Here is a 24,287-nt window from a genome sequence, read left to right on the forward strand (position 1 = left end):
GAAACCCCGAACCCATGAGGGTTCGGGGCTATGCCGATGTCCTGAGACACCACACTGTCGGGACGACAGGATTTGAACCTGCGACCCCTTGACCCCCAGTCAAGTGCGCTACCAAGCTGCGCCACGTCCCGAACTGCCGCGCCCGTGAACGCGACGTCGGAGACGATACCCCACAGCGCTCCACCGTCCCGGCCCCGCCCCAGCACCGACGCGGCCGCGGGACCACCCCTCCCCCGTGATCGGCGTCGCCATGACGGCGGTCACAGACGCGCCCGGCCGGACGTGGTGTTACCGCTACCTTGGGTATCACTAACCGCAGGTAACAGTGACCGGCGGTACGGCTTGGAGGAGATCATGACGACCGCGGAGACGGACCTCTCGCACCGGGCGGACGTCGCGACACGGCTGCTCGACTCGTCCGACCAGCTCTCCTACGACCCCGTGCGCGAGGTGGACTGGGACAGCCCGGTCGACCCGCTGCACCACGGCGCGAGCCCGGAGTGGAGCACGCTCTACGGCACGTCCTACTGGGACGAGATGACCGAGGAGCAGCGCGCGTCCCTGACCCGTCAGGAGGCGGCGTCGGTCGCGAGCACCGGCATCTGGTTCGAGATGATCCTGCAGCAGATGGTGATCCGGGACTTCTACGCGAAGGACCCGACGGACCCCGCCTTCCAGTGGGCACTCACCGAGGTCGCCGACGAATGTCGGCACTCGATCATGTTCGCCCGCGGCGCGAAGAAGCTCGGGGCGCCGGCGTACCGCCCGCCGCGCTACGTGGTCGAGGGCGGGCGCGTGTTCAAGACCCTCGCCCGGGGCGAGGCTGCGTACGCCGCGATCCTCGTGGCCGAGGAGGTCCTCGACGTCATGCAGCGCGACTGGATGCGCGACGAGCGCGTCGCCCCGTTCGCGCGCACGATCAACAACATCCACGTCGTGGAAGAGGCGCGGCACATGCGCTTCGCCCGCGAGGAGACCCGCGAGCGGCTGCAGGGAGCGGGCGCCGCCCGTCGGCAGTTCAACGCCCTCGTGGTCGCCTTCGCCGGCTACTTCATCGTCACGAGCATGTGGAACGGCAAGGTCTACGAGAACGCGGGCCTCGACCCGAAGCGGGCGAAGCGCGAGGCGAAGCGCAACCAGAACCACCGCGCCCTGCTGCGCTCGAGCTGCGCCGGGCTCATGGAGTTCCTCGACTCCGCGGGCCTGCTCACCGGGCCGGCCAAGGCGATCTACCGCGCCGCGCACGTCCTCTAGAGCACAGAGGGACCCGACATGCCCTACGCCATCACGCAGTTGTGCTGCACCGACGCCTCGTGCGTGACGGCGTGCCCGGTCAACTGCATCCACCCGACGCCCGACGAGCCCGACTTCGGCACCACCGACATGCTCTACGTCGACCCGCGGACGTGCATCGACTGCGGGGCGTGCGCCGAGGTGTGCCCCGTCGACGCGATCCATCCCGTCGAGTCCCTGACCGGTCAGCTCGCGGACTACCCGGCGATCAACGCCGACCACTTCGCCGGCACCGAGCCGGCGGGGCCGCCCGAGGGCTCGCCGTTGTTCCACGACTGGGGCCCGGTGCGGTTCGACCGCGTGCTCCCGGCCGACTTCCCGGAGCTCGACGTCGCGGTGGTCGGCAGCGGGCCGGCAGGGATGTACACGGTGCAGGACCTGCTGCTGCACACCACGGCGCGCGTCACGCTCTACGACCGGCTCCCGGTCGCGGGCGGCCTCGTGCGGTTCGGGGTGGCCCCCGACCACGCCGACACCAAGCGCATCGGCGAGTCCTTCGCCCGCTACCACGACCACCACCGCCTGCGGCTGCGTCTCCGCACGGAGATCGGGAGCGACGTCGGCGTCGACGAGCTGGCCCGTCGCCACGACGCCGTCGTCTACGCGGTCGGCGCGCCGACCTCGAAGACCCTCGACATCCCGGGCGAGGAGCTCGCCGGCAACCTGCCCTCGACGACCGTGGTCGGCTGGTACAACGGCCACCCCGAGATCGACGCCGACGCCGTCGGAGTGGACGCGGCGGGCGCGGAGCGGGTCGCGGTGGTCGGCACCGGCAACGTCGCGCTCGACGTCGCCCGGGTGCTCACCGCCGACCCGGTGCAGCTCGCGGACAGCGCGATCGCCCCGGCCGCCCTCGAGCGGCTGCGGTCGAGCCGGGTCCGCGAGGTCGTGCTGCTCGGCCGACGCGGGCCGGAGCATGCCGCCTACACCCGCGGCGAGCTGCTCGCGTTGCGCCACCGCGACGACCTCGAGGTCGTCGTCGACGACCACGACCCCCGGGTGGGCGAGGCGATCGACGCCGCGGCGCCCGGCGACCACGCGGCACTGCTGCAGGGCCTGCGACGTGTCCGCTCCGAGGACGCACCGCCGCCCGCGGGACGCCGGCGGGTCGTCCTGCGGTTCCACGCCCCGACGGAAGCGCTGCTCGGCGACGACCACGTCACCGGGGTCCGGGTCGGCGGGCCGGACGGGCCGACCGAGCTGCGGGCGGGGCTCGTCGTGCGCGCCGTCGGCCACCGCGGACGCCCGCTCGCCGGCCTGCCGTTCGACGAGGAGACCGGCACCGTCCCGCACCACGCGGGGCGTGTGGACGGCCGCGAGGGCACCTACGTCGTGGGCTGGATCAAGCGCGGCCCCGGCGGCGGGATCGGCGCCAACCGCCGGGACGCCGCCGAGACGGTCGCCTCCGTCATCGAGGACGGGAAGATCGCGTCGATCGGATCCCGTCCGCGCCGCGGCCTGTTCCGGCGGCGGGCGACCCGGCCGGTCTGACCACAACGCTGCGCGCACGGGCCGTCGCACGACATAGTGGCCGGGTGGCTGCAACGACGCTGACGGCGGCAACCCTGGCCGATCTGCCCGCGGACGTCCCGGGCCCGACCTACGACCGCAGCGCGGTGTCGGTCGGCATCGTGCACTTCGGGGTGGGCGGGTTCCACCGGGCGCACCAGGCGATGTACGTCGACCAGCTCATGCGCCGGGGCCAGGCCCTGGACTGGGGCATCTGCGGGGTGGGCGTCCTCGAGTCCGACAAGCGCATGGCCGAGGTCACCGAGGCGCAGGACGACCTCTACACCCTCGTGCTCAAGCACGCCGACGGCCGGCGCGAGGCGCAGGTGATCGGCTCGATCGTCGACTACCTCTACGCCCCCGACGATCCCGATGCCGTGCTCGACCGCATGACCGACCCCGCGACGCGCATCGTCAGCCTCACCGTCACCGAGGGCGGCTACCACAAGAGCGCGAGCACCGGGGAGTTCGACGACCGCGACCCGGCGATCCAGGCCGACATCGGGGCCGACGCCGGCACTCCCCCGCGCACCACCTTCGGCTACATCGTGGAGGCGCTGCGCCGTCGCCGCGACGACGGCACGGGACCCTTCACCGTGATGTCCTGCGACAACATTCAGGGCAACGGGCACGTGGCGCACGCGATGATCACCGCCTACGCACGGCGCAAGGACCCCGAGCTCGCCGACTGGATCGAGGGGAACGTCCCGTTCCCCAACTCCATGGTCGACCGGATCACCCCGCGCACGACCGACTCCGACCGAGAGGAGCTCGAGGCCGCCGGCATCGTCGACGCCTGGCCGGTGGTCTGCGAGCCGTTCACGCAGTGGGTGCTCGAGGACCGGTTCGCGGCCGGCCGCCCGTCGTTCGAGGACGTCGGGGTGCAGGTCGTCGACGACGTCGAGCCCTACGAGCTGATGAAGCTGCGCCTGCTCAACGCGAGCCACCAGGCCATCGCCTACCTCGGCTACCTCGCCGGGTACCGCTACGCCCACGAGGTCGCGGGCGACGAACTCTTCGCCGGGTTCACCCGCGCCTACATGGACCGCGAGGCCACGCCGACGCTCGCGCCGGTGCCCGGCGTCGACCTCGACGACTACAAGGCCACGCTCATCGAGCGCTTCGCGAACCCGGAGATCCGCGACACGCTCGCCCGGCTGGCCGCGGAGAGCTCCGACCGCATCCCGACGTGGCTGGTGCCGGTGATCCGGATCAACCTGGAGAACCACGGTGAGGTCGAGCGCTCGGCGTTGATCGTCGCCGCCTGGGCCCGCTACGCCGAGGGCGTCGACGAGCAGGGCGAGCCGATCGAGGTCGTCGACACCGGCCGCGCCGAGGACCGCATCGCCGCCGCCCGCCGCTACCCCGACGAGCCGCTGGCGTTCCTCGCCGACCGCGACCTCTTCGGCGACCTGGTCGACGACGAGCGGTTCACGAGCGCCTACCGTTCCCACCTCGACGCCCTGCACGAGCGGGGCGCCCGGGCGACGGTCACCGAGCTCGAGGGCCGGCTCCCCCGTTGAGCTGACCCTGGCTTCACACGTTCGGGCCTGCTGCGGCAGACTTTCGGGCTCCCCCACTCCGTCCCCGGAGGACCGTGGTGCCCCGACCCGCGCGTCCCGCTCCCGGTCGAGCCTGGCCGTTCACCGGCCGCGACACGGAGCTCCGGGCGGTCGCGTCGCTCCTCGACCGTGACGGCGTCGTCGTGGTCGCCGGTGCCACCGGGGTGGGCAAGAGCCGGTTGGCGCGCGAGCTCGTCGCCCACGCGGCGACCGAGGAGACGGTGGCGGTCGCGACTGCGTCCGCGTCGTCCCGCGAGGTGCCCCTGGGGGCGTTCGCACCCTGGCTGGACGCCGACGACGAGGCCGGCGCCGTCTCCGCCCTCGCCCGGGTGGGTGCGGCGCTGCGCGCCGAGGGTCCGCGCATGCTGCTGCTCGTCGACGACGCGCACATGCTCGACGACGTCTCCGCCACGCTGGTCCATCAGCTCGCCGTGGAGCACGCGGTCCGGCTGGTCCTCACCGTCCGGACCGGCGAGCCGTGTCCGGAGGCGATCACTGCCGTCTGGAAGGACGGTGTCGGTGAGCGCCTGGAGATGGAGCCGCTCGCCCCGGACGAGGCCGCGGACCTGCTGAGCGCCGCCCTCGGCGGCCCGCTCGACGCCCAGACCCGGCGACGGCTGCACGACACGACGCGCGGCAACGTGCTGTGGCTCCGGCACCTCGTCGACGGCGAGCGCGCGGCGCAGCGTCTCGTCGCCGTCGACGGTCACTGGGAGTGGCACGGTCCCGTGGCCCTGTCCCCCGCGCTCGAGCACCTGCTGGTCGAGCGCATCGGCACCCTCGACGAGGGCGAGCGCCGCGTGCTCGACCTCGTCGCCCTCGGGGAGCCCGTGGGGCTGGGCCTGCTCACCGAGCTCGCCACGGCCGGCGACGTCGAGCGTGTCGCGGAACGCGAGCTCATCAGGGTGGTCACGGCGGGCGCCCGATCGGAGGTGCACCTCGCCCACCCCCTCTACGGCGAGGTGACGCGGGCGCGGCTGAGCGTCCCGCGGGCGCGCCGGCTGCGCGGGGAGATCTCCCGCGCGCTGCGCACCACGGGGGCCCGACGGGCCGGCGACGATCTCCGGCGAGCCGTCCTCGACCTCGACAGCGACACCCCGCCCGACGCGACGCTGCTGATGCTCGCCGCCGAACAGGCGATGAACCTGACCGACTTCGCGCTCGCGGAGCGCCTCCTGCGCGCCGCGGCGGACGGGGGTGGGGGATTCGACGCGCATCTCGGCCTCGGCTTCCTGCTCGCCTGGATGCTGCGCGCCGACGAGGCCGAGACCGCCCTCGCCACGGCCACCGCGGCCGCGAGAACCGAGCCCGAACGGGCCCGCGCCATGCTCGCCCGCGCCCACGTCCTGATGTTCATCCTCGACCGGGGCGACGACGCGCGCGCCCTGCTGGACCGCGAGGGCGTCGACGCGGCAGGAGCGCCGCTGCCCGAGTCCCTCGCGTTCCGCGCCGCGCTGCTGGTCGGCTCCGGGGACGTCGATCTGGGCATCGTGACGGCGACCTCGGCCCTCGACGGGCCGGGCGCGTCCCCGCAGACGTCGACCTGGGCGTGCTGGGCCGCGGCCTACGGCGAGGCCTTCGCCGGCGGGCACGGCGGCCGGGTGCGCGAGCTCGTGGCCCGGGGCATGGACGCCGCGCGACGGGCGCCGGAGCTCGGGGCGATGCTGGGCAACCTCGGCTTCGCCGAGATCCTCGACGCCGGGTACTCGGGCGTCCTCGACGGGCCGTCGGCGCGCCTCGCCTGGGTGGACGACCTGCCCGGGCAGCACGGGGCGACCTGGTCGGCGCTCTACCACGGGCGGCTCGCGCTGGAGGCCGGTTGCGCGGCGACGGCCCGGCGCCTGCTCGAGAGCATCCTCCCGACCTTCCCCGGTCACGGGGGCGGCTGGACGGCCTGGTTACACGCCATGATCGCCCAGGCGCGGGCCCAGCTCGGGGACGCCGACGGTGCCGCGGAGTCCCTCCGCCACGGCGAGCAGACCCGCCACCCCGAGCTCCGGGCCGACGAGGGCGACGCCGCGCTGGCCCACGTCTGGATCGCGGCGGCCCGCGGGTCGGTGCACGAGGCCGTGGCCGCGGCCCGGCGCCTGTCGGTCACCGCGGCGTCCCGTGGCCAGCGGGCGGTCGAGATGGTGGCCCGGCACGCCGCCGTGCGGGCCGGCGACCGCGACCAGGAAGCGCCCTTGCGGGTGCTCGCCGAGACCCTCGGCACCCCGCGCGCCCGAGCGGCGGCGGGCCACGCCGCCGGTCTCGCCGCCCAGGACCCGCACGCCCTGCTCGCCGCGGCCGACGCCCTGGAGGCGTGCGGGCTCCTCCTGGCCGCGGCCGACGCGGCGGCGCACGCCGCGGGGGCAGCCCGCGACCAGGGGCTGCTCGCGCTCGGCGGCGACGCCGCGGAGCGGGCGGGTGCCCTGGCCGAACGCTGCGAGGGCGCCAGCACCCCGGCACTCGCGCTGGCCCGGGCTCCTCTCCCGATCAGCAGTCGCGAGCGGGAAGTGGCCGTGCTGGCCGCCGAGGGTCTGTCCAACCGTCAGATCGCGGCACGTCTGCACGTCTCGGTGCGCACCGTCGAGAGCCACATCTACCGCGCGTGCACCCGCCTCGGCCTCGCCGACCGCGCCGCCCTCGCCGCCGCCGTGGTGCCGTCGCGCCGCTCGTGACAGCCGGTGGCACCGCAGCGCCGGGGACCTCAGCCGGCCTGGGCAGCCACCGGCCGCTGCGGGTCACGGCCCGCGAGCGTGAGCACGCGCTCGAGCTCGCCGGCACCCCGCGGCTCGACGACCGGGCCGTAGAGCCCCGTGCGCCCCTCCTGCGGCACGTGCTCGAAGCCGGCGACGAACTCCGCGACGATCGCGAGGTCCTCGTCGCGGACCGTGAAGCCGGCACCGATCGACTGCGCGAGGTCCCAGCCGTGGAGCACGAGCTCCTCGGTGGCGACGACGCCGAGCTGCTCCCGGGGCATCGTCAGCCCGCCGGCCGAACCCTCGCCCTCCCAGGCCGTCGGCTCCTTCCAGGCGGCCGCGAGGTCGGCGAGACGCGCGTCGAGCACACCACGCCAGTCGGCCGGGAGCTCCGCGGGCGGCCCGCCCGCCTGCCCCGCCTCGTGACGGGCGACGCCGATGAAGTGGCCGCTGAACGCGAGGAGGTGGCCGAGCAGGTCACGCACCGTCCACGCCCCGCACGGTGTGGGCCGGTCGAGGTGGTCGTCGGGCACGAGAGCGACGAGACGGGCCGTCTCCTGCGCGGCGGGGCTGAGATCGTGCACGTCGATCACTCCTCAGGACGGTCTGGTCCTGGAAATGTATCAGCGACCGCGCCCACCGCGCTTGCCCTTCTCGCGGACGCGCACGTTGATCTGCACCGGGGTGCCGGTCAGCGGGAACGTCTCGCGCAGCTTGCGCTCGAGGAAGCGCCGGTAGCCCGCCTCGAGGAAGCCCGAGGTGAACAGCACGAACGTCGGCGGCCGGTTCTGCGCCTGTGTCGCGTAGAGAATCTTCGGCTGCTTGCCGCCGCGCACGGGCGGGGGCGTCGCGGCGACGATGTCGGCGAGCCACTGGTTGAGCTGGCCGGTGGGCACGCGGCGGTCCCAGTTCTCCAGCGCGGTGCGCATGGCGGGCGCGAGCTTGCGCACCGCCCGCCCCGTCTTCGCGGAGATGTTGATCCGCTCGACCCAGGGGAAGCGCACGAGCGCCCGCTCGAGCTCGCGGACCATGGCGTCGCGGCGGTCCTCGTCGACGAGGTCCCACTTGTTCATGGCCAGCACGAGGGCCCGACCGGCGTCGGCCACCTGGGAGGCCACGCGGAGGTCCTGCTCGCTGATCGGCTCCGAGGCGTCGAGGAGCAGCACCGTGATCTCGGCGGCCTCGATCGCGGCCTTCGTGCGCAGCGAGGCGTAGTACTCGGTGCCCGAGGCCTGACCGACCTTGCGGCGCAGGCCGGCGGTGTCGACGATCTTCCAGGTCTCGCCGTCGATCTCGACGAGCGAGTCGACCGGGTCGGTGGTCGTGCCCGCGGTCGGGTCGACCACCGAGCGCGACTCGCCGGTGAGCTGGTTGAGCAGGCTCGACTTGCCGACGTTGGGCTTCCCGACGAGTGCCACCCGGCGCGGCCCGCCCTCGAGCAGGAGGCCGTCGTCGCGGGGGCTCTCGGGCATGGCCTCGAGCACCAGATCGAGCAGGTCGCCCGACCCGCGGCCGTGCAGACCCGAGACGGGGTGCGGCTCGCCGAGCCCGAGGCGCCACAGCGCCGAGAGCTCGCCCTCGGCCCGCATGTCGTCGACCTTGGTCGCGGCCAGGATCACGGGGCGGTCCGAGCGGCGCAGCGTGCGCGCCACGGCCTCGTCGACCGCCGTCGCGCCGACCTGACCGTCGACGACGAGCAGGATGACGTCGGCGGTGGCCATCGCCGTCTCCGCCTGCGCCGAGATCGCGGCCTGCATGCCCTTCGCGCCGGGCTCCCAGCCGCCGGTGTCGAGCAGGGTGAACCGACGCCCGTTCCACAGGGCGTCGTAGGCCACCCGGTCGCGCGTCACGCCGGAGACGTCCTGGACGACGGCCTCGCGGCGTCCCAGGATGCGGTTGACCAGCGTCGATTTGCCCACGTTGGGGCGCCCGACCACAGCGAGCACCGGCTGGACCGGTGCTCCGTCGTCGTCGGGCAGGTCGCCCGTGCCTTCGCCGAGAAGCGAAGCGGGCAGGTCCTGCGTCACGTCATCCTCCTAGGTGGCCGACTCCTGCGTCGGCGAGGCCGGTGACCAGTCCGCGGTCCTCGGCCAGTTCCTGCAGGCGTGCGAGCACGCCGTCGATGTCCAGTGTCGAGGTGTCGACCTCGACCGCGTCCTCCGCGGGGCGCAGCGGGGACGCCGTGCGGGAGGAGTCGAGCCGGTCGCGCCGGGCGAGGTCGGCCTGCGTGTCCGCTGCTCCGGCCCGTCCGGCGGCGGTGTTCTCCGCGTCGCGCCGGCCCGCGCGGACCAGCTCGGAGGCGGTGAGGAACACCTTCAGGCCGGCGTCCGGCGTCACGACGGTGCCGATGTCGCGGCCCTCGACGACGATCCCGCCGCCGTCCTCCACGATCTCGTCGACGATCCGCCGCTGCTCGTCCACCAGGTGCTGGCGGACGGCCGTCAGCGCGGAGACCGCGGACACCGCCGCGGTCACCTCGGTGCCCCGGATCTCGGCGTCCACGTCCTCGCCGTCGAGGCGCACGCGCGGCTCGGCGGGGTCGGTCGAGAGCTCCACCCGGGCCCCGAGCGCCACGGCGACCACGTCGTCGTTGCCCTCGGCGGTCGTCTTCGCGACGTCGAGCGGGACGTCGGAGCGCAGCACCGCGAGCGTCGCCGCCCGGTACATCGCGCCGGTGTCGAGGTAGCGCGCGTCCAGGCGCATCGCCAGCCCCCGTGCGGTGGTCGACTTGCCCGTGCCGGAGGGGCCGTCGACGGCCACCACCCCGCGCAGCATCCCGTGCATGCCGTCCCGCCTCCCGAACGTCGCCCGCATCCCGTTCGGAAGTTCATTGTGCCCTGCGGTGCAGGGCCCTGTCCGGTGCGGGTGGGGGCGATCTCCTCCGGGCCCGAGGAGCTACAGGCCCACGGCCCGGTACAGCGCGCCCACCTCGTCGCGCCCCAGCTTGCGCAGGGTGCCCGGGCGCTGCTCGCCGAGGCGGACGTCGCCCACCGCGGTGCGCACGAGGCGCTGCACGGGCTTGTCGACGGCCTCGAGCATGCGGCGCACGATGTGCTTGCGGCCCTCGTGCAGCACGACCTCGACCATGACGCGTGCACCGTCACGGTCGATCACCTTGAAGCTGTCGACGGCCGCGGGGCCGTCGTCGAGCTCGACGCCGGCGCGCAGCTGGCGGCCCAGGTCCTTCGGGATCGGGGCGCGGACCTCGGCGAGGTAGGTCTTGGGCACCTCGTAGGACGGGTGCATCAGGCGGTTGGCCAGCTCGCCGTCGTTGGTCAGCAGCAGCAGGCCTTCGGTGGCCGCGTCGAGGCGCCCGACGTGGAACAGCCGCTGCCCCTCGGACTTCTCCAGGATGACGTCGCCGACGCAGCGGCGACCCTGGTCGTCCCACATCGTCGAGAGCATCCCCTCGGGCTTGTTCAGCGCGAAGTGGACTGTCTCGTGGTCGGTGACGATGCGGTCGCCGTCGACGTGGATCACGGAGCGGTCGGGGTCGACGCGCAGCCCCATCTCCTTGACGACCTTGCCGTCGACCTCGACGCGGCCCTGCCGCATGAGGATCTCCGCCTGTCGCCGCGAGGCGACACCCGCCTCGGCCAGTACCTTCTGCAGGCGGATCCCCTCACCGCCCTCGCCCGACTCGCCCACACCACTCCCCTGCTCGATCAGTCCTCCAGCGTACGCAGGCCTGCTCGTCACATCTGCGGCGCGGCCTGCGTCTACCACTCAGGACCCCAGTGCCGACGTCTCAGGCGCAGACCCGAGGAGGAGCCGTGCTCGGACGCAAGACCTTCACCCGCGACGAGATCGACCAGGCGCGCAAGGCCGTCGCCACCCAGCTGGCCGCGCTGCGGGCGCACGACGACCCGGAGCTCGGCAACGTCGTGCTCCTCGCGCTCGACCGGCGCTTCGTGCACCGCGTGCGACCCGTCTCGGGCAAGGACACCAACCCGGTCACCGAGCTCGAGCTGGTGGCCGAGTCGCTCGTCGAGCACGAGGGCGTGTTCACGACGAACAAGGCGATCACGTACGTCGTCGACCGCTCGGTGCTGGGGCTGCGCGACGGCGACCGCATCGCGCCGGACGCCGACGCCGTCGAGCGCCTGGCGCACGCGTTCCTCGCCGAACTCGAGGTGCGGTTCCTCGAGACCCCTAGCGAACCCCCTCCCACACCGCCTGCTCCGGACCGTCGGGGGCGTCGGTGAGGTCGTCCTCGGTGTCGAAGATGCGTGTCGCCGCGGGGTACTGCGGCCAGCCGGGGTCGCCGTCGCGGGCGAAGGCCACCCAGGCCGTGCGCATCCGCGTCGCGAGGGCCCGGGTCTCGTCGGTGTCGGGTACCGCGAGCGCGGCGGTGTCGGCCCGTCCCACGGTGTCGAAGACGAACGGGAGCTCCATCGCGTGGCTCGCGCCGAGGCGCCCGTCGTGTCCCGGCGAGCGCCAGTCGAAGCGGTACCGCCAGGTCGATCCGGTGTGCGCGTCGGCGAGCCGGCGGGTCGGGACGCCGAACATCCAGTCGGTGCCCACGGCGTCGGCCACCTCGGCGGGCGTCGCACCCCGTCCCGCGGAGCGGTAGGCCGCGACGACGTCGGCCGGGTCGGGGTGCAGGCGCGCGACCGCGGCGAGCAGGGCGTCCTCGTCGGGCGCGGGGACCCCGAGCACGTCGAAGACCATGCGGTAGAGCGCCATCTCCTCGGCGTTGCTGCCCACCAGCAGGTCGACCTCGGCCGCGGCGCCGGCGGCGACCGCGTCGACCGGCTGCCGGTCCAGCAGCTCGCCGTCGAGCACCGGACCGAGCGGCGCGAGACCCATCAAGGGGTCGCGTCGCCCCTCGACGGCGAGGTCGGGCGGGTACGCGGCGAGGCGCCCGACCGCCGCGACGAGACCCTCGTCCGGGACGTCGACGAGGTCTGCAGGCGCGACGCCGAGGTCGGCGGCGAGCGCGGCGGTGGTCACCGCGGCCTGCTCGCGCTCGAGGACGTGCGATCCCCCGCCGCTCTGCACGATCGCGCGCCGCACGAGGCCCGGCGGCGCGGCGGCGAGGAGGTCGGCGACGCTCAGCGCGCCCGCGGACTCGCCGAACACCGTGATCCGGTCGGCGTCGCCGCCGAACGCCGCGGCGTTGGCGTGCACCCAGGCCAGCGCGGCGATCTGGTCGTGGAGCCCGCGGTTCGCGAGCACGCCAGGGAGGTCGGCGAAGCCGGGGACACCGAGCCGATAGTTCACGGTGATCACCACCGCGCCCTCGCGCGCCAGGGCGCTCCCGTCGTAGACCGTCGCCCGCGAGGCGCCGCCGACGAAGGCCCCGCCGTGCAGGAAGACGAGGACCGGCAGCCGGTCGGCGGTGTCCGGGGTGCGGACGTCGGCGGTGAGGTAGTCCGAGCCCGGGATCCAGCCCGGCCCGGTGACCGGGCTCAGCGCGGGCATGCCGGGGCGGTCGGTGGGCAGCTGCGGGGCCGTCGGACCCGGGGCGGTCGCGTCCCGCTCCCCGTCCCACACGGCGGGCTCGGGGCGCGCGAAACGGAGAGGACCCACGGGCGCCGCGGCGTAGGGCACCCCGAGGAAGCTCGCCACCCCGTCGTCGATGCTGCCGCGGATCGCGCCACCGGTGGTCTTGCGGAGTTCCTGCACGGACCCCACGTTCCCGGCACACCGAGAACTACTCGTCGATGTCGTCCACGTCGGGCAGGAGCGGGGCGATCGGCGGGAGGTCGTCGACGGAGTCCAGGCCCAGGCGCTCGAGGAAGAGCTCGGTGGTGCGGTAGAGCGTCCCGCCCCCCGCGCCGTCCGTCCCCGCCTCGGTGATCAGCCCGCGGGCGGCCAGCGTGCGCATGACCCCGTCGACGTTCACCCCGCGCACCGCCGCGACCCGGGAGCGCGTCACCGGCTGGCGGTAGGCGACGACGGCGAGCGTCTCGAGCGCCGCGCGCGTCAGGCGGGTGCGCTGCCCGTCGAGGACGAAGCGCTCGACGTACGGGGCGAAGCGGTCGCGGCTGTAGAGACGCCAGCCCTCGCCGGTCGCGCGCAGCTCCATCCCGCGCCCGCGCTCGGTGTACTCGGCGGCGAGCCCCTCGAGGGCGCTCCGCACCCGTGGGATCGGCTGGCCGAGGACGTCGGCGAGCTGGTCGGTCGGGGCCGGGGTGTCGACGACGAGCAGCACCGCCTCCAGCGCCGCGAGGAGCTCCTCGTCCGACGCCAGGGCCTCCTCGATCTCCTCGAGAGGATCCGTCACTCGTCCTCCTCGTCGACGAGACCGGCGCTGCCCGCGTCACCACCCGGCGCCCAGCGCACCCGCAGCTCGGCGAACGCCTCGGGCTGGTCGAGCGCGACGTCCCGGGAGCGGTACATCTCCAGCACGGCGAGGAAGCGTCCCACGACCTCGATGCCGTGCTCGCAGTCCTCGACGAGCTCGGCGAACGTGGCCGTGCCCCGCCGGCGCAGGCGGCCCGAGAGGATCTCGACCTGCTCGGGTACCGAGACCGTCGACGCGTGCAGGTGGTCGAGCCCCACGGTCGGCGGCGGGACCGGGCGGAAGACCGCGGCGGCCAGCTCCGCGAAGCCGTCGGCGTCGACACCCAGCTGGACCGGCGGGAGCAGCTCGGCGTAGCGGGGCTCGAGCGTCACCGCCCGCGGGTAGCGCATGCGCGCCGCGCCCTCGAGCTCGCGGAACAGCGCCGCCACCTGCTGGTAGGCGCGGTACTGCAGCAGGCGCGCGAACAGCACGTCGCGGGCCTCGAGCAGGGCGAGGTCCTCCTCGTCCTCCACCTCCGCCTGCGGGAGCAGGCGCGCGGCCTTGAGGTCGAGCAGGGTCGCCGCAACGACGAGGAAACCCGTGGTCTCCTCGAGGTCGGCGTCGTCGCCCAGGGCGGCGGTGTAGGCGATGAAGTCGTCGGTGACGCGGCTCAGGGCCACTTCCGTCACGTCGAGCTCGTGGCGCCCGATCAGCTGGAGAAGCAGGTCGAACGGGCCGGTGAAGTTGTGCAGGCTGACGTGGAAGCGACTGCGCTCGACGGTCCGGGGGGCCTGCGGCGCTTCGGGAGCCAGCGTCACCGGGCGATGACCTCACGCGCGAGGGCACGGTAGGCCTCGGCGCCGGCGGACTTCGTGGCCCAGCGCGTGATCGGTTCCCCGGCGACGGTGGTCTCCGGGAAGCGCACCGTCCGGTTGATGACGGCGTCGAACACGAGCTCGCCGAAAGCCTCCACGACCCGCGTCATCACCTCGCGGGTGTGCAGCGTGCGGGGGTCGTACATGGTGGCCAGGATGCCGGTGATCTCGAGCTTGGGGTTCAGCCGGTCCTGCACCTTCTCGATCGTGTCCATGAGCAGGGCCACGCCGCGGAGGCTGAAGAACTCGCACTCCAGCGGGATCAGCACGCCGTCGGCGCAGGCCAGGGCGTTGACGGTGAGCAGTCCGAGCGAGGGCTGGCAGTCGACGAGGACGTAGTCGTAGCGGTCGAGCACCGGGGCGAGGCAGCGCCCGAGGGTCTGCTCCCGGCCGACCTCGGTGACCAGCTGGACCTCCGCCGCGGAGAGGTCGATGTTCGACGGCAGCAGGTCCATCCCGTCGACCGACGTCGGCATGATGACCTCGTCGATCGTGGTCTTCCGCTCGACGATGAGGTTGTAGATGGTCTGGTCGAGCTGGTGCGGCTGGACGCCGAGACCGACCGACAGCGCGCCCTGCGGGTCGAAGTCGACGAGCAGCACCCGGCGCCCGTACTCGGCGAGCGCCGCGCCGAGGTTGATCGTCGACGTCGTCTTGCCGACGCCGCCCTTCTGGTTGCACATCGCGAGGACCGTCGCCGGTCCGTGGCCGTCGAGGGGACCCGGGACGGGCACCGCGCGTCGCGGGCGGCCGGGCGGGACCTCGTCCACGGTCTCCTTCACCGGCCCGGGGGCCACGGTTTCTGCGGGTTCAGCGGGTTCAGCGGGTGCTGGGGCGTCGGGATCGGGTGACCAGAGGACCGCCTGTGGGTTCCCCATCGCGGTGCCCCTCCCTCGCGTGCCCGGTCGAGTACTCGTGCGATCAGCCTAGGAGGCGCCACGTGCGTGTCCGTGCGCGACTCGCCGGGGTATCGGCGGCTTCACCGGACTGTCACCCGGCGCGACGAGAGCAGCCCGATCTGTTGCGATCTCCCGGTGACCGGAAGCGGCCCGTGACGCCTCGTGTGACGCCTCACATACTGTCCGCCACCAACCACCCCCACGAGGACGTGCGTGATGACGACCGAGCCCCGAGCCGCCACCAGCGGCTCCACCGCCCGCGACGCCGCCACCGGGTGGGTACGCCCGCTCTGCTGGACCGCGGTCGCCCTGGAGGGCTTCGACCTCGTCGTGCTCGGCGTGGTCATGCCCGTGCTGCTCCGGGACCCCACCTGGGACCTCGACCCCGCCGGCGCCTCGGTGGTCGTCACCGTCGGCCTGCTCGGCGTCATGGTCGGCGCGCTCGCCGTGGGCCCGATCGCCGACGTGGTCGGCCGCCGGGCGACCATGATCGGCACCGTGGCCGGGTTCTCCGTGCTCACCCTGGCCTGCGCGTTCGCCCCGAACCCCGAGGTCCTCGGCGGCCTGCGCTTCCTCGCCGGGCTCGGGCTCGGTGGCGTGCTGCCCGTGGCCCTCGCCCTGGTCGCCGAGTACGCCCCGCCCGGGCGCGGCAGCAGCTCCACGACGATCCTCATGACCGGCTACCACGTCGGCGCCGTCCTGACGGCCCTGCTCGGCATCCTGCTCATCGCCCCGTTCGGCTGGCCGGCGATGTTCGTCGCCGGCACGGTGCCCGCGCTCATCCTCGTGCCGCTGCTCTGGGCGAAGCTCCCGGAGTCCGCCGCGTTCCTGGCCCGCCGCCAGGCCGGTGGGAGCCGGGACAGCAGCTGGCGCGCCGAGCGCCGGAACCCGCTGACCACACTGTTCCGCGACGGGTTCGCGCGCCCGACGATCGCCTTCTGGATCTCCTCGTTCATGGGCCTGCTGCTGGTCTACGGCCTCAACACCTGGCTGCCGGAGATCATGCGGTCCGCGGGCTACGAGCTGGGCGCGGCCCTCGCGCTGCTGCTCGTGCTGAACATCGGCGCCATCCTCGGGCTGCTGCTCGCGGGCACCGTGGCCAACCGGATCGGCGTGCGCCCGGCGACGATCGGCTGGTTCGCCGCCGCGACCCTGTTCCTGGCCCTGCTCTCGATCCGCCTGCCGGGGATCGGGGTGTACGTCAGCGTGCTGCTCGCGGGCATCTTCGTGTTCTCGGCCCAGGTGCTGGTGTACGCCTACGTCTCGCAGCTCTACCCGGCCGAGGCCCGCGGGACCGCGCTCGGCACGGCCAGCGGGGTCGGGCGGCTCGGGGCCATCGCCGGCCCGATCATCGGCGGCGCCCTGCTCCAGGCGGGCATCGCCTACCCCTGGGGCTTCTACGTCTTCGCCGTCGTCGCCGCCCTCGGCGCTCTCGGCGTGGTCCTGGTGGGTCGGGCGCCGGCACGTGCGTGATCTTCGGTGCTATAGCACCGAAGATCACGCACAGCCCGGGTCGAGGTAGCGCACGACGGCCGTCGCGATCTGGTCGGCGACGTCGTCGGGCGGGTGCAGGGGCAGCACGAGGTGGCTGATCGTCAGCCGCGCCGCGATCTCCGCAGCTGACGACGCCGTGGCCGGGTCGAGCTCCGGGCGACGCCGGAGGAGGAAGCGGGCGGCGCGGTCGCGCGCCGCCACCACCAAGGGCTCGGCCTCGGTGGTCAGCAGCGGCAGCAGGTCCCCGGCGCCCTGGCCGGTGAGCAGCACCCGCAGGAGCGGGTCCCGGGCGACGGTGTCGAGCGTCGTGCGCACCGCGCCGGTCCAGGCGCGGTGGAGGTCGTCCTCGCCGTCGAGGGCGGCCTCGAGGTCGGCCAGGAACGCCTCGGTCCGCTGCAGCACCAGCGCCGCGGCCAGCCCCTGCTTGCTCGCGAACTCGTTGTAGAGCGTCTGGCGGCTGACACCGATGCCGTCGGCCACGTTCTGCAGCCGCAGCCCGCGCCATCCCCCGGCCACGAGCAGCTCGGCGGCCCGCTCGAGGGCCTCCTCGCGGACGAGGCCGCGGGCGCGGTCGGTGAACGAGCTTGGCACGGCGTCGGACGATAGCGGACGTGGACACAGAAGCCGAACACGTCCTCATCATGGACACAGGAGCCGTTCGTGTCTAACGTTCGCGGCTGTCGGGAGTCCCTGGAGGTAGCCGTGTCCGCGGTCCGCACCGTGACGGGCGAGCGCCTGTCGTCCGCCGTCCTCGCGCCGATGCCGCAGGGCGTCGACCGTCGTCTGCTCGAACGGATGCGTCCGCGGGAGGTCCGGCCGCTGGCCGAGCCGCCGGCGGGCTCCGGTCTCGCGCCGGTTCCGGGCACGCCGGGCCCGCCGGTGCTCGGGCACACGCTGTCCTACATCCGCTACGGGCACGCCTTCACCCGCGCGCGGCACGCGGCGCTCGGGCCGGTGTCCTGGTGCGGGTTCGTCGGCGAGGACGTGGTGATCGCGGCCGGTCCGGACGCCACCCACGCGGTGCTCACCAACCCGGACAAGGCGTACTCGCAGGACGGGTGGCGCTTCCTCGTCGACGACTTCTTCCACCGCGGGCTGATGCTGCTCGACGGCGACGACCACCGCACCCACCGGCGGGTGATGCAGGAGGCCTTCACGGCCTCCCGTGTCCGCGGCTACGTCGACCGGACCGTCCCCGTCCTGCGCGAGACGATCCCGACCTGGCCGACCGGCCGGCAGGTGCGCATCTACCCGATGCTCAAGCGCCTGACCCTCGACGTCGCCACCCGCGTCTTCATGGACGGGCGCTCCGGGCCTGAGGCCGAGGCGGTCAACCGGGCGTTCATGGACTGCGTGCAGGCGGCCAGCGCGATCGTGCGCCGCGACCTGCCCGGCACCCGTTACCGCGCCGGGCTGCGGGGACGCGCCCTGCTCGAGCGGTACTTCACCGAGGCCCTGCCGGCGAAGCGGGCGGGCGCCGGCGACGACCTGTTCTCGGCGCTCTGCCGGGCCCGGACCGCAGAGGGCGAGGCGTTCGGCGACGCCGACGTCGTCAACCACATGATCTTCCTGATGATGGCCGCGCACGACACGTCGACGATCACCAGCGCGGCCGCCGCCTACTACCTCGCCGCGAATCCGGAGTGGCAGGAGCGGGCCCGGTCCGAGTCCCTGGCCCTCGGTGACGGTCCGCCGGACGCGGCGACGCTGCAGTCGCTGGGCACGCTGGACCTGGTCATGAAGGAGTCGCTGCGCCTCGCCGCGCCCGTGCCGATCGTCATGCGCCGGACCGTCCGCGACACCGCGCTGCTGGGCCACCACATCCCGGAGGGCCAGCTGGTCATGGTCGCGGGCGCGGTCAACCACCACGACCCGGCGATCTGGGCCGACCCCGACACCTTCGACCCCGAGCGCTTCGCCGAGCACCGCCGCGAGGACCGCGCGCACCGGGACGCCTGGATCCCGTTCGGCGGCGGCGTGCACAAGTGCCTGGGCATGCTGTTCGGCTCGCTCGAGGTGACGGCGATCCTGCACGAGCTGCTGCGCCACCACCGGATCACCGTCGCGCCGGGCTACCGGCCGCGATGGGACAACACGTCCCTGCCCGTCCCCGCCGACGGCCTCCCCTTGCGCCTGGAGCCGCTGCGCTGATCGGCCCACGTGAGTGAAAATGTGGGCTATAGCCCACAATTTCACTCACATACGGGCGCGGGGATGGGCCATCGCGAAGACCTCGCGCAGGGTGTCGACGGTGACCTGGGTGTAGATCTGCGTCGTGGTCACCGAGGCGTGGCCGAGCAGCTCCTGCACGACGCGCAGGTCGGCGCCGCCGTCGAGCAGGTGCGTGGCGAACGAGTGGCGCAGGGTGTGCGGGGAGATCGCGACGTCGAGGCCCGCGCGGTCGGCGGCCTCGCGCAGCGTGGCCCAGGCGCTCTGGCGCGACAGCCGCGCCCCGCGCGCGTTGAGGAACACCGCCGGCGTCCCCCGGCCCCGCGCGGCCAGCGCCGGGCGGGACCGCACCCGGTAGGCCTCGAGCGCGGCGATCGCCGGGCGGCCGATCGGCACGATCCGTTCCTTGCCGCCCTTGCCGGCGAGGCGCACCGAGCGCGCGGTGACGTCGACGTCGTCGAGATCGAGGCCCACCGCCTCGGTGATCCGGGCGCCGGTGGAGTACAGGAGCTCGTGCAGGGCGCGATCGCGGACCCCGCCGACGTCGTCGCCGTCGCCGCCCCGGACCGACAGCAGACGGTCGACGGTGGCGACGTCGAGCGCCTTGGGCAGCCTTCGCGGCGGGGACGGCGGGTGCACCTCGCGCGCGACGTCCACCGCGACGAGTCCCTCGGCCAGCGCGAACCGGTGCAGCCCCCGCACCGCGACCACTGCGCGGGTCGCCGACGCCGTCGCCAGCGGCGAGCCGCCGTCGCGCCCGGTGCGCAGGACGACGAGGAAGTCGCCGACGTGGCGCTCGGTGACGTCGGCGAGGTCGGTGACCCCGGCCGCGTCGAGGTGCTCCAGGTACCGCCGGAGGTCGCGCCGGTACGAGGTCAGCGTGTTCTCCGCCGTGCCCCGCTCGACGAGCAGGTGGTCGAGGTAGGTGTCGACGGCCGTCCCGGGCCTCGTCACGCCGGGTCCTCCACCCCCGGGAGCACTTCGGAGAGCGGTCGCACCGGCAGGTCGTGCGCGGCGCCGACGGCGGGCACGACGAGCTCGCCGTCGACGACGTTCACGCCCTTGGCGAGCGCCGGGTCCGCCGCGGCCGCCGCCGCCAGGCCGTGGTCGGCGAGCGCGACGACGTAGGGCAGCGTCACGCCGGTCAGTGCCCGGGTCGAGGTCGTCGGCACCGCGCCCGGCACGTTGGCGACGCAGTAGAAGATCGAGTCGTGCACGCGGTACGTCGGCTCGGCGTGCGTGGTCGGGCGGGTGTCCTCGAAGCATCCGCCCTGGTCGACGGCCAGGTCGACGAGCACCGACCCGCTGCGCATCTCACCGACCAGCCGGTTCGGCACGAGGACGGGCGCCTTCGCGCCGGGCACCAGCACCGCACCGATGACGAGGTCCGCCTCGCGGCAGGCGCGCTCGATCTCCGGGGTGCTCGACAGCACCGTGCGCACCGCCCCGTTGAAGATCTCGTCGACGCGCCGCAGGGCCTTCACGCTGACGTCCAGGACCTCCACCGACGCCCGCAGGCCCACCGCGATCGTCACCGCGGCCAGGCCCGACGTCCCGGCGCCGATCACCGCGACCCGCCCCGGCCGCACCCCCGGCACCCCGCCGAGGAGCACGCCGCGCCCGCCCTGGGCGTTCTCGAGGTGGTGCGCGCCCACCTGCGGCGCCATGCGCCCGGCGATCTCGCTCATCGGCGCGAGCAGGGGCAGCACCCCGTCGGCGGTCTGCACCGTCTCGTAGGCGACGGCCGTCGCGCCGGCGTCGAGCAGCGCCGTCGTGCACTCCCGCGACGCCGCGAGGTGCAGGTAGGTGAAGAGGACCTGGTCGCGCCGCAGCCGGTGGTACTCCGACGGGACGGGCTCCTTGACCTTGAGCACCAGGTCGCTCGACGCCCACACCTCGTCGGCGTCGGAGAGCACGGTCGCCCCGGCCTCGCGGAACCCGTCGTCGGTGATCGCCGAGCCGACGCCCGCCCCCGACTCCACCAGCACCTCGTGGCCGCGCCGGACGAGCTCGGTGACACCGATGGCCGTGAGCGCCACCCGGTCCTCGTGGTCCTTGACCTCGCGTGGAACGCCAACCCGCATGCCGGCTCCTCCCTCGGGAAGCGCGACTCTAGCCCCGCGACCAGGCCCCTCGTCGATCTCCGGCCCGCCTGTCGCCGCACGCTGGCACGATGCGGCGATGGGCACGACACCGCGTCCCGACGACGTCGCGGACGTGATCCCCCTCGTCCGCCCGGCGCGGTGGGACTGGGTGCCGCGGACCAAGCTGTTCCGTCCGCCGACGGTCGCGGACACCGTGCTCGACCCCGACCTGCTGGACCGCACCGCGCGCGCGGTGGACGACGTGCCCGTGACGACGATCGTCGCGACGGCAGGCGCCGGGAAGAGCACTCTCGCGTCCGCGGTGGTCGAACGCACCGGGCGCCGCGCGGCGTGGCTGCGGTTCGACGAGCTCGACGACGACCCGGCGAGCGTCGTCGAGCTCCTCGTCCGGGCCCTCGACCCGCTGGTCGAGGGCGGGTGCTCCGGCTCGCGTCAGCTGCTCGACACCGGTCTGCCCGCCGCGGCCGACCCGCGGCGCGCCGTCGGGGTGCTGGTCAACGACCTCGTCGTCGCCGCGCCGCCCCCGCTGCTCCTGGTGCTCGACGACCTGCACACGGTCGGCGGCGCGGGCCCGGTGCTCGACTACTTCGTCGCGAACCTCCCGCCCGCGCTGCACCTGCTGATCACCGCCCGTCGTGACCCCCCGGTGCCGGTGGCGCGCCTCCGCGCCCGGGGGCAGCTGCACGAGGTCCGCGACGCCGACCTGCGCATCTCGCCCGAGCGGGCCGCGACCCTGCTCAACGACCACCTCGGGCTGGGCCTGTCCCCCGGGCGCGTGCGCGAGGTGGTGGCGACGGCCGACGGCTGGGTGACCGGCGTCCGCCTGCTCGGCACCTCGCCGGAGGCGCTCGACGACTACCTCGACAGCGAGATCCTCGGCGACGAGAGCCCCGACCTGCGGCGTTTCCTCCTGGACACCGCCGTCCTCGACGTCCTGGAGCCCGACGTCTGTGCGGCGGTGACCGGTCGCGACGACGCCACGTCCCTGCTCGCCGCCACCCGTGCCCGCCTCGGTCCGTTGGTGCTCGTGGCCGACGACCGGGGGCACCGGCCGGTCCTGCGGCACCACGATCTGCTCCGCGCGGCCCTGCGCCGCCGGCTCGCCGTCGAGGACCCCACGCGGGTCCCGGTGCTGCATCGCGCGGCCGCCGGGGCGGTCACCGACCCGGCCGGCCGGGTGGAGCACCTGCTGGCCGCGGGGGCCGGCGCGGAGGCCGCGGACGCCGTCGCCGCGCTCGCCGGCGCCGACTTCCCGCGGCCTGCCGAGCTGCACCACCTCGAGACGTGGATCCGGCGCCTGCCGCCCGCCGAGGTCACCGCGCGGCCCCGCCTCGGAGTGCTCGCCGGGTTCGCCGCCGTGCAGCGCGGCCGGCTCGCCGAGGCGAGGGCCCTGCTCGAGCCCGCCCTCGAGGGCGCCGCCGCCGGCACGGCGCGGGCCGACCGCGTGACGCGCTGGCTCGCCGCCCGCGCGCTGCACGTCGCCACCTCCGACCACGCGCGCCTGGTGCCGGTTCTGGCCGCCCTCGAGGACGACCCGGCGTTCGCCGACCTCTCCCCGGCCGCCCGCGTCGAGCACCACCTCTCCCGGGCGTACGCCGCGACGTTCACCGGCGACCCTTCGACGGCCTTCGCGCGGACCCGGGAGGCGGTCGCCCTGGCGGCGTGGTCCGGCGACGACGGCGCGACGGAGGTCCTCGCACGGCACCTCAGCCCGCTGGTGATCGCCCACGAGGGCGGCATGGAGCTCGTCGCGGAGCACATCACCCGGACCGCTGCCCGCACCACCGCACCCAGCCCTCTCGTCCGGCTGGGCCTGCTCCTGCAGCGCGCCTACGTCGCCCTGCTCGCGGGGCGCTGGGACGAGGCGCGCGCAGCCGCCGCGGAGGCGGGGGACCTGCCCGAGCGACTCGGCGGCCTGCCCTACCTGCGCGCCACGCTCGACTGGGTCGAGGCGGCCGTGGCCCATGCGCACGGCGACCTCGTACTTACCGAGGCCCGCTGCCGGCCCGCGGCCGCCACCGACCTGGACCGCGAGCTCCTCCCGGTGCGCCGGGCGCTCCTCGCCCGCACCCTGCGCCACCGCGGCCGGACCACGGAGCTCGCCGAGCTCGCCCGCGGGGCACCCGACCACGACGCGCTCTCCGCGGCCGCAACGGCCTCGGTCCGGGCGCAGCACGCGCTGGCGACGGGCGACGCGACGGCGGCCGTGGAGCACCTGAGCGACCGCCCCCTGCTCCTCGCGCCGTTCCTGGTGCCGCTGCCCCTCGACCGCGCCCTCGCGCTCGCCGCCGCCGGCCGTCACGCCGAGGCCGTCGCGGCGACCCGGGACATGGTGGAGATCGCGCGCCGGTGGCGGATGCCCGGGCTGCTCGCCCTCGCCGGGGACGAGGCGCGGCCGCTGCTGGCGGAGGTCGGCGGCCCCACGGTCGTCACCGCGCTCGCCGCGCTCGACGGTCCGGCCGGGCCGGCTCCGGTGCCGGTGCCCGGCGGCGGCGAGGTCCTCACGGGCCGGGAGGTGGAGGTGCTGCGCCTGCTCGCCGACGGCGCCTCCAACCGGGCCGTCGCGGAGCGGCTGGTGGTCAGCGAGAACACGGTCAAGACCCACGTGAGGCACCTGCTCACCAAGCTGGGCGCGGGCTCACGCGGTGAGGCCGTCGCCCTCGCCCGCCGACACCACCTGCTCTGAGCACCGATCACCCGCCACGGATCATCACCCCGCTCACTCGCGATCGTCATTCCGGGCGATGGGCCGGAGGCGCCGCCCCGGTGGACTGATCCGCATGAACAGCACACCGCTCGAGCGCGTGAGCGGCACCGCCGCGCTCCTCGCCCCCGTCCTCCTCCTCGTCAGCACCGTCGCGTTCTTCACGCTCGGCGGTGGCATCGGCGTCGGTGCCGTCGCCGGCGTGACCCTCGTCTTCGCCATGATCATGTTCGCGATCGCGCTCGTCGGGCTCGCCCGCCAGGCCGAGCCGGCGGCGCCGCGCGCCGCGGCCGCCATCACCGCCGTCGGGCTCGCCGGGACCGCGGGAGGCGTCGGGTTCGGCATCGACAGCATCCAGGCCCAGCTGTTCGGGACGCCCGGGCTCGACGAGGCGAGCCTCGCGGGCGTGATCGCCCTGCGGGTGCCGGGCCTGCTGTTCCCGCTGTCGATGATCGCGCTGGCCGTGCTGCTGGGCGTCACCGGCCGGGCACCGCGGGCCCTGGCCGCGACGCTCGCCGTGGCCGCGGCGCTGTTCCCGGTCGCCCGGATCGGTGGGCTGATGCCGGTCGGGATCGCGTCGGACCTGTTGTTCATCGCCGCCATGGGCGCGCTCGGTCTGGGCCTGCTCCGGGGCACGTCCCACCCGGCGCAACAGGACCACCGGGAGGCCGTCGCCGCCTGAGCCCCCGACGTATCAGCACCGACTCCTCACCGGCACGTCCCCCGGCTCACGCCGGCGGGGCGTGCCGGTGGTGTGTGCGAGGCGG

General features: G+C 74.5%; 20 protein-coding genes and 1 tRNA gene. 9 read left to right on the forward strand and 12 right to left on the reverse strand.

The features are described from left to right. Positions 1-57 precede the first annotated feature (57 nt). Positions 58-131, reverse strand: a tRNA-Pro gene (locus PH189_RS29240). Between the two features lie 223 nt (positions 132-354). On the opposite strand from PH189_RS29240, the gene PH189_RS29245 reads away from it, so the two are divergent. The 4 genes from PH189_RS29245 (at position 355) to PH189_RS29260 (ending at position 7,024) form a co-directional block, all read left to right on the forward strand. Further along, entirely contained in the window at positions 355-1,254 is a 900-nt protein-coding gene (locus PH189_RS29245) for an AurF N-oxygenase family protein (RefSeq protein WP_274192387.1), read from the forward strand. Positions 1,255-1,272: 18 nt separating this feature from the next. Next, positions 1,273-2,784: an FAD-dependent oxidoreductase gene (locus PH189_RS29250; RefSeq protein ID WP_274192388.1), complete on the forward strand. Its 1,512-nt coding sequence runs from the start codon at positions 1,273-1,275 to the stop codon at positions 2,782-2,784. Between the two features lie 44 nt (positions 2,785-2,828). Continuing rightward, the gene (locus tag PH189_RS29255) at positions 2,829-4,325 is read left to right on the forward strand and encodes a mannitol dehydrogenase family protein (RefSeq protein WP_274192389.1); all 1,497 of its coding nucleotides are present in this window, start codon (positions 2,829-2,831) and stop codon (positions 4,323-4,325) included. Positions 4,326-4,402: 77 nt separating this feature from the next. Further along, positions 4,403-7,024, forward strand: coding sequence for a helix-turn-helix transcriptional regulator (locus PH189_RS29260; RefSeq protein ID WP_274192390.1), 2,622 nt, complete (start codon positions 4,403-4,405; stop codon positions 7,022-7,024). A 29-nt stretch (positions 7,025-7,053) separates the two neighbouring features. Here the strand turns inward: PH189_RS29260 and PH189_RS29265 are convergent, their stop codons facing one another. From PH189_RS29265 to PH189_RS29280, 4 genes are all read right to left on the reverse strand, one after another. Beyond that, positions 7,054-7,629 (reverse strand): TIGR03086 family metal-binding protein, encoded by a 576-nt coding sequence (locus PH189_RS29265; RefSeq protein ID WP_274192391.1) that lies wholly within the window; start codon positions 7,627-7,629, stop codon positions 7,054-7,056. A 39-nt stretch (positions 7,630-7,668) separates the two neighbouring features. Continuing rightward, positions 7,669-9,072 carry a ribosome biogenesis GTPase Der gene (gene der / locus PH189_RS29270; protein ID WP_378014943.1) on the reverse strand — a complete coding sequence of 468 codons (1,404 nt, stop codon included), beginning with the start codon at positions 9,070-9,072 and terminating at the stop codon, positions 7,669-7,671. Position 9,073: 1 nt separating this feature from the next. Continuing rightward, positions 9,074-9,829: a (d)CMP kinase gene (cmk, locus tag PH189_RS29275; RefSeq protein ID WP_274192392.1), complete on the reverse strand. Its 756-nt coding sequence runs from the start codon at positions 9,827-9,829 to the stop codon at positions 9,074-9,076. 111 nt (positions 9,830-9,940) lie between these two features. Next, entirely contained in the window at positions 9,941-10,693 is a 753-nt protein-coding gene (locus PH189_RS29280) for a pseudouridine synthase (protein ID WP_274192393.1), read from the reverse strand. Positions 10,694-10,818: 125 nt separating this feature from the next. Between PH189_RS29280 and PH189_RS29285 the strand changes: the two genes are divergently transcribed. Beyond that, positions 10,819-11,250 (forward strand): hypothetical protein, encoded by a 432-nt coding sequence (locus tag PH189_RS29285; protein ID WP_274192394.1) that lies wholly within the window; start codon positions 10,819-10,821, stop codon positions 11,248-11,250. Here the strand turns inward: PH189_RS29285 and PH189_RS29290 are convergent. From PH189_RS29290 to PH189_RS29305, 4 genes are read right to left on the reverse strand one after another with little or no spacing between them, the layout of a single operon-like run. Next, the gene (locus PH189_RS29290) at positions 11,198-12,673 is read right to left on the reverse strand and encodes a carboxylesterase/lipase family protein (RefSeq protein WP_274192395.1); all 1,476 of its coding nucleotides are present in this window, start codon (positions 12,671-12,673) and stop codon (positions 11,198-11,200) included. The two genes, PH189_RS29285 and PH189_RS29290, sit on opposite strands and share 53 nt — an antisense overlap. A gap of 28 nt (positions 12,674-12,701) precedes the next feature. Further along, positions 12,702-13,274, reverse strand: coding sequence for an SMC-Scp complex subunit ScpB (gene scpB / locus PH189_RS29295; protein WP_274192396.1), 573 nt, complete (start codon positions 13,272-13,274; stop codon positions 12,702-12,704). Continuing rightward, entirely contained in the window at positions 13,271-14,092 is an 822-nt protein-coding gene (locus tag PH189_RS29300; protein ID WP_274192397.1) for a segregation and condensation protein A, read from the reverse strand. The genes scpB and PH189_RS29300 overlap by 4 nt, the downstream gene beginning before the upstream one ends. Next, positions 14,089-15,027 carry a ParA family protein gene (locus PH189_RS29305; protein ID WP_378014944.1) on the reverse strand — a complete coding sequence of 313 codons (939 nt, stop codon included), beginning with the start codon at positions 15,025-15,027 and terminating at the stop codon, positions 14,089-14,091. The genes PH189_RS29300 and PH189_RS29305 overlap by 4 nt, the downstream gene beginning before the upstream one ends. A gap of 237 nt (positions 15,028-15,264) precedes the next feature. On the opposite strand from PH189_RS29305, the gene PH189_RS29310 reads away from it, so the two are divergent. Next, complete coding sequence (locus tag PH189_RS29310) at positions 15,265-16,521, forward strand: MFS transporter (RefSeq protein WP_274192399.1); 1,257 nt, start codon at positions 15,265-15,267, stop codon at positions 16,519-16,521. 24 nt (positions 16,522-16,545) lie between these two features. Here PH189_RS29310 and PH189_RS29315 read toward each other — a convergent pair whose 3' ends face one another. Next, entirely contained in the window at positions 16,546-17,133 is a 588-nt protein-coding gene (locus PH189_RS29315; RefSeq protein WP_274192400.1) for a TetR/AcrR family transcriptional regulator, read from the reverse strand. Positions 17,134-17,232: 99 nt separating this feature from the next. Here PH189_RS29315 and PH189_RS29320 point away from each other — a divergent pair, with 99 nt between their 5' ends. Continuing rightward, positions 17,233-18,693, forward strand: a complete 1,461-nt coding sequence (locus PH189_RS29320; protein WP_378014945.1) for a cytochrome P450 — start codon at positions 17,233-17,235, stop codon at positions 18,691-18,693. Between the two features lie 45 nt (positions 18,694-18,738). Here PH189_RS29320 and PH189_RS29325 read toward each other — a convergent pair whose 3' ends face one another. Beyond that, positions 18,739-19,665, reverse strand: coding sequence for a site-specific tyrosine recombinase XerD (locus tag PH189_RS29325; RefSeq protein WP_274192401.1), 927 nt, complete (start codon positions 19,663-19,665; stop codon positions 18,739-18,741). Next, positions 19,662-20,795 carry an alanine dehydrogenase gene (ald, locus tag PH189_RS29330; RefSeq protein WP_274192402.1) on the reverse strand — a complete coding sequence of 378 codons (1,134 nt, stop codon included), beginning with the start codon at positions 20,793-20,795 and terminating at the stop codon, positions 19,662-19,664. Before ald ends, PH189_RS29325 begins: the two co-directional genes overlap by 4 nt. Before the next feature lie 97 nt (positions 20,796-20,892). On the opposite strand from ald, the gene PH189_RS29335 reads away from it, so the two are divergent. Next, the gene (locus tag PH189_RS29335; RefSeq protein ID WP_274192403.1) at positions 20,893-23,502 is read left to right on the forward strand and encodes a LuxR C-terminal-related transcriptional regulator; all 2,610 of its coding nucleotides are present in this window, start codon (positions 20,893-20,895) and stop codon (positions 23,500-23,502) included. Positions 23,503-23,596: 94 nt separating this feature from the next. Continuing rightward, on the forward strand, positions 23,597-24,202 hold the full coding sequence (locus PH189_RS29340) for a hypothetical protein (protein WP_274192404.1): 606 nt from the start codon (positions 23,597-23,599) through the stop codon (positions 24,200-24,202). The last annotated feature ends 85 nt before the right edge of the window (positions 24,203-24,287 follow it).

It is taken from the genome of Actinomycetospora chibensis (genome assembly GCF_028737215.1).
Lineage (GTDB): Bacteria > Actinomycetota > Actinomycetes > Mycobacteriales > Pseudonocardiaceae > Actinomycetospora > Actinomycetospora chibensis.

Excerpts from the sequence above, each read along its gene's own strand:
- ald (WP_274192402.1), bottom strand. The coding sequence starts at position 20,795 with ATGCGGGTTGGCGTTCCACGCGAGGTCAAGGACCACGAGGACCGGGTG.
- PH189_RS29245 (WP_274192387.1), top strand. The coding sequence starts at position 355 with ATGACGACCGCGGAGACGGACCTCTCGCACCGGGCGGACGTCGCGACA.
- PH189_RS29250 (WP_274192388.1), top strand. The coding sequence starts at position 1,273 with ATGCCCTACGCCATCACGCAGTTGTGCTGCACCGACGCCTCGTGCGTG.
- PH189_RS29305 (WP_378014944.1), bottom strand. The coding sequence starts at position 15,027 with ATGGGGAACCCACAGGCGGTCCTCTGGTCACCCGATCCCGACGCCCCA.
- PH189_RS29340 (WP_274192404.1), top strand. The coding sequence starts at position 23,597 with ATGAACAGCACACCGCTCGAGCGCGTGAGCGGCACCGCCGCGCTCCTC.
- cmk (WP_274192392.1), bottom strand. The coding sequence starts at position 9,829 with ATGCACGGGATGCTGCGCGGGGTGGTGGCCGTCGACGGCCCCTCCGGC.
- PH189_RS29335 (WP_274192403.1), top strand. The coding sequence starts at position 20,893 with ATGGGCACGACACCGCGTCCCGACGACGTCGCGGACGTGATCCCCCTC.
- PH189_RS29310 (WP_274192399.1), top strand. The coding sequence starts at position 15,265 with ATGACGACCGAGCCCCGAGCCGCCACCAGCGGCTCCACCGCCCGCGAC.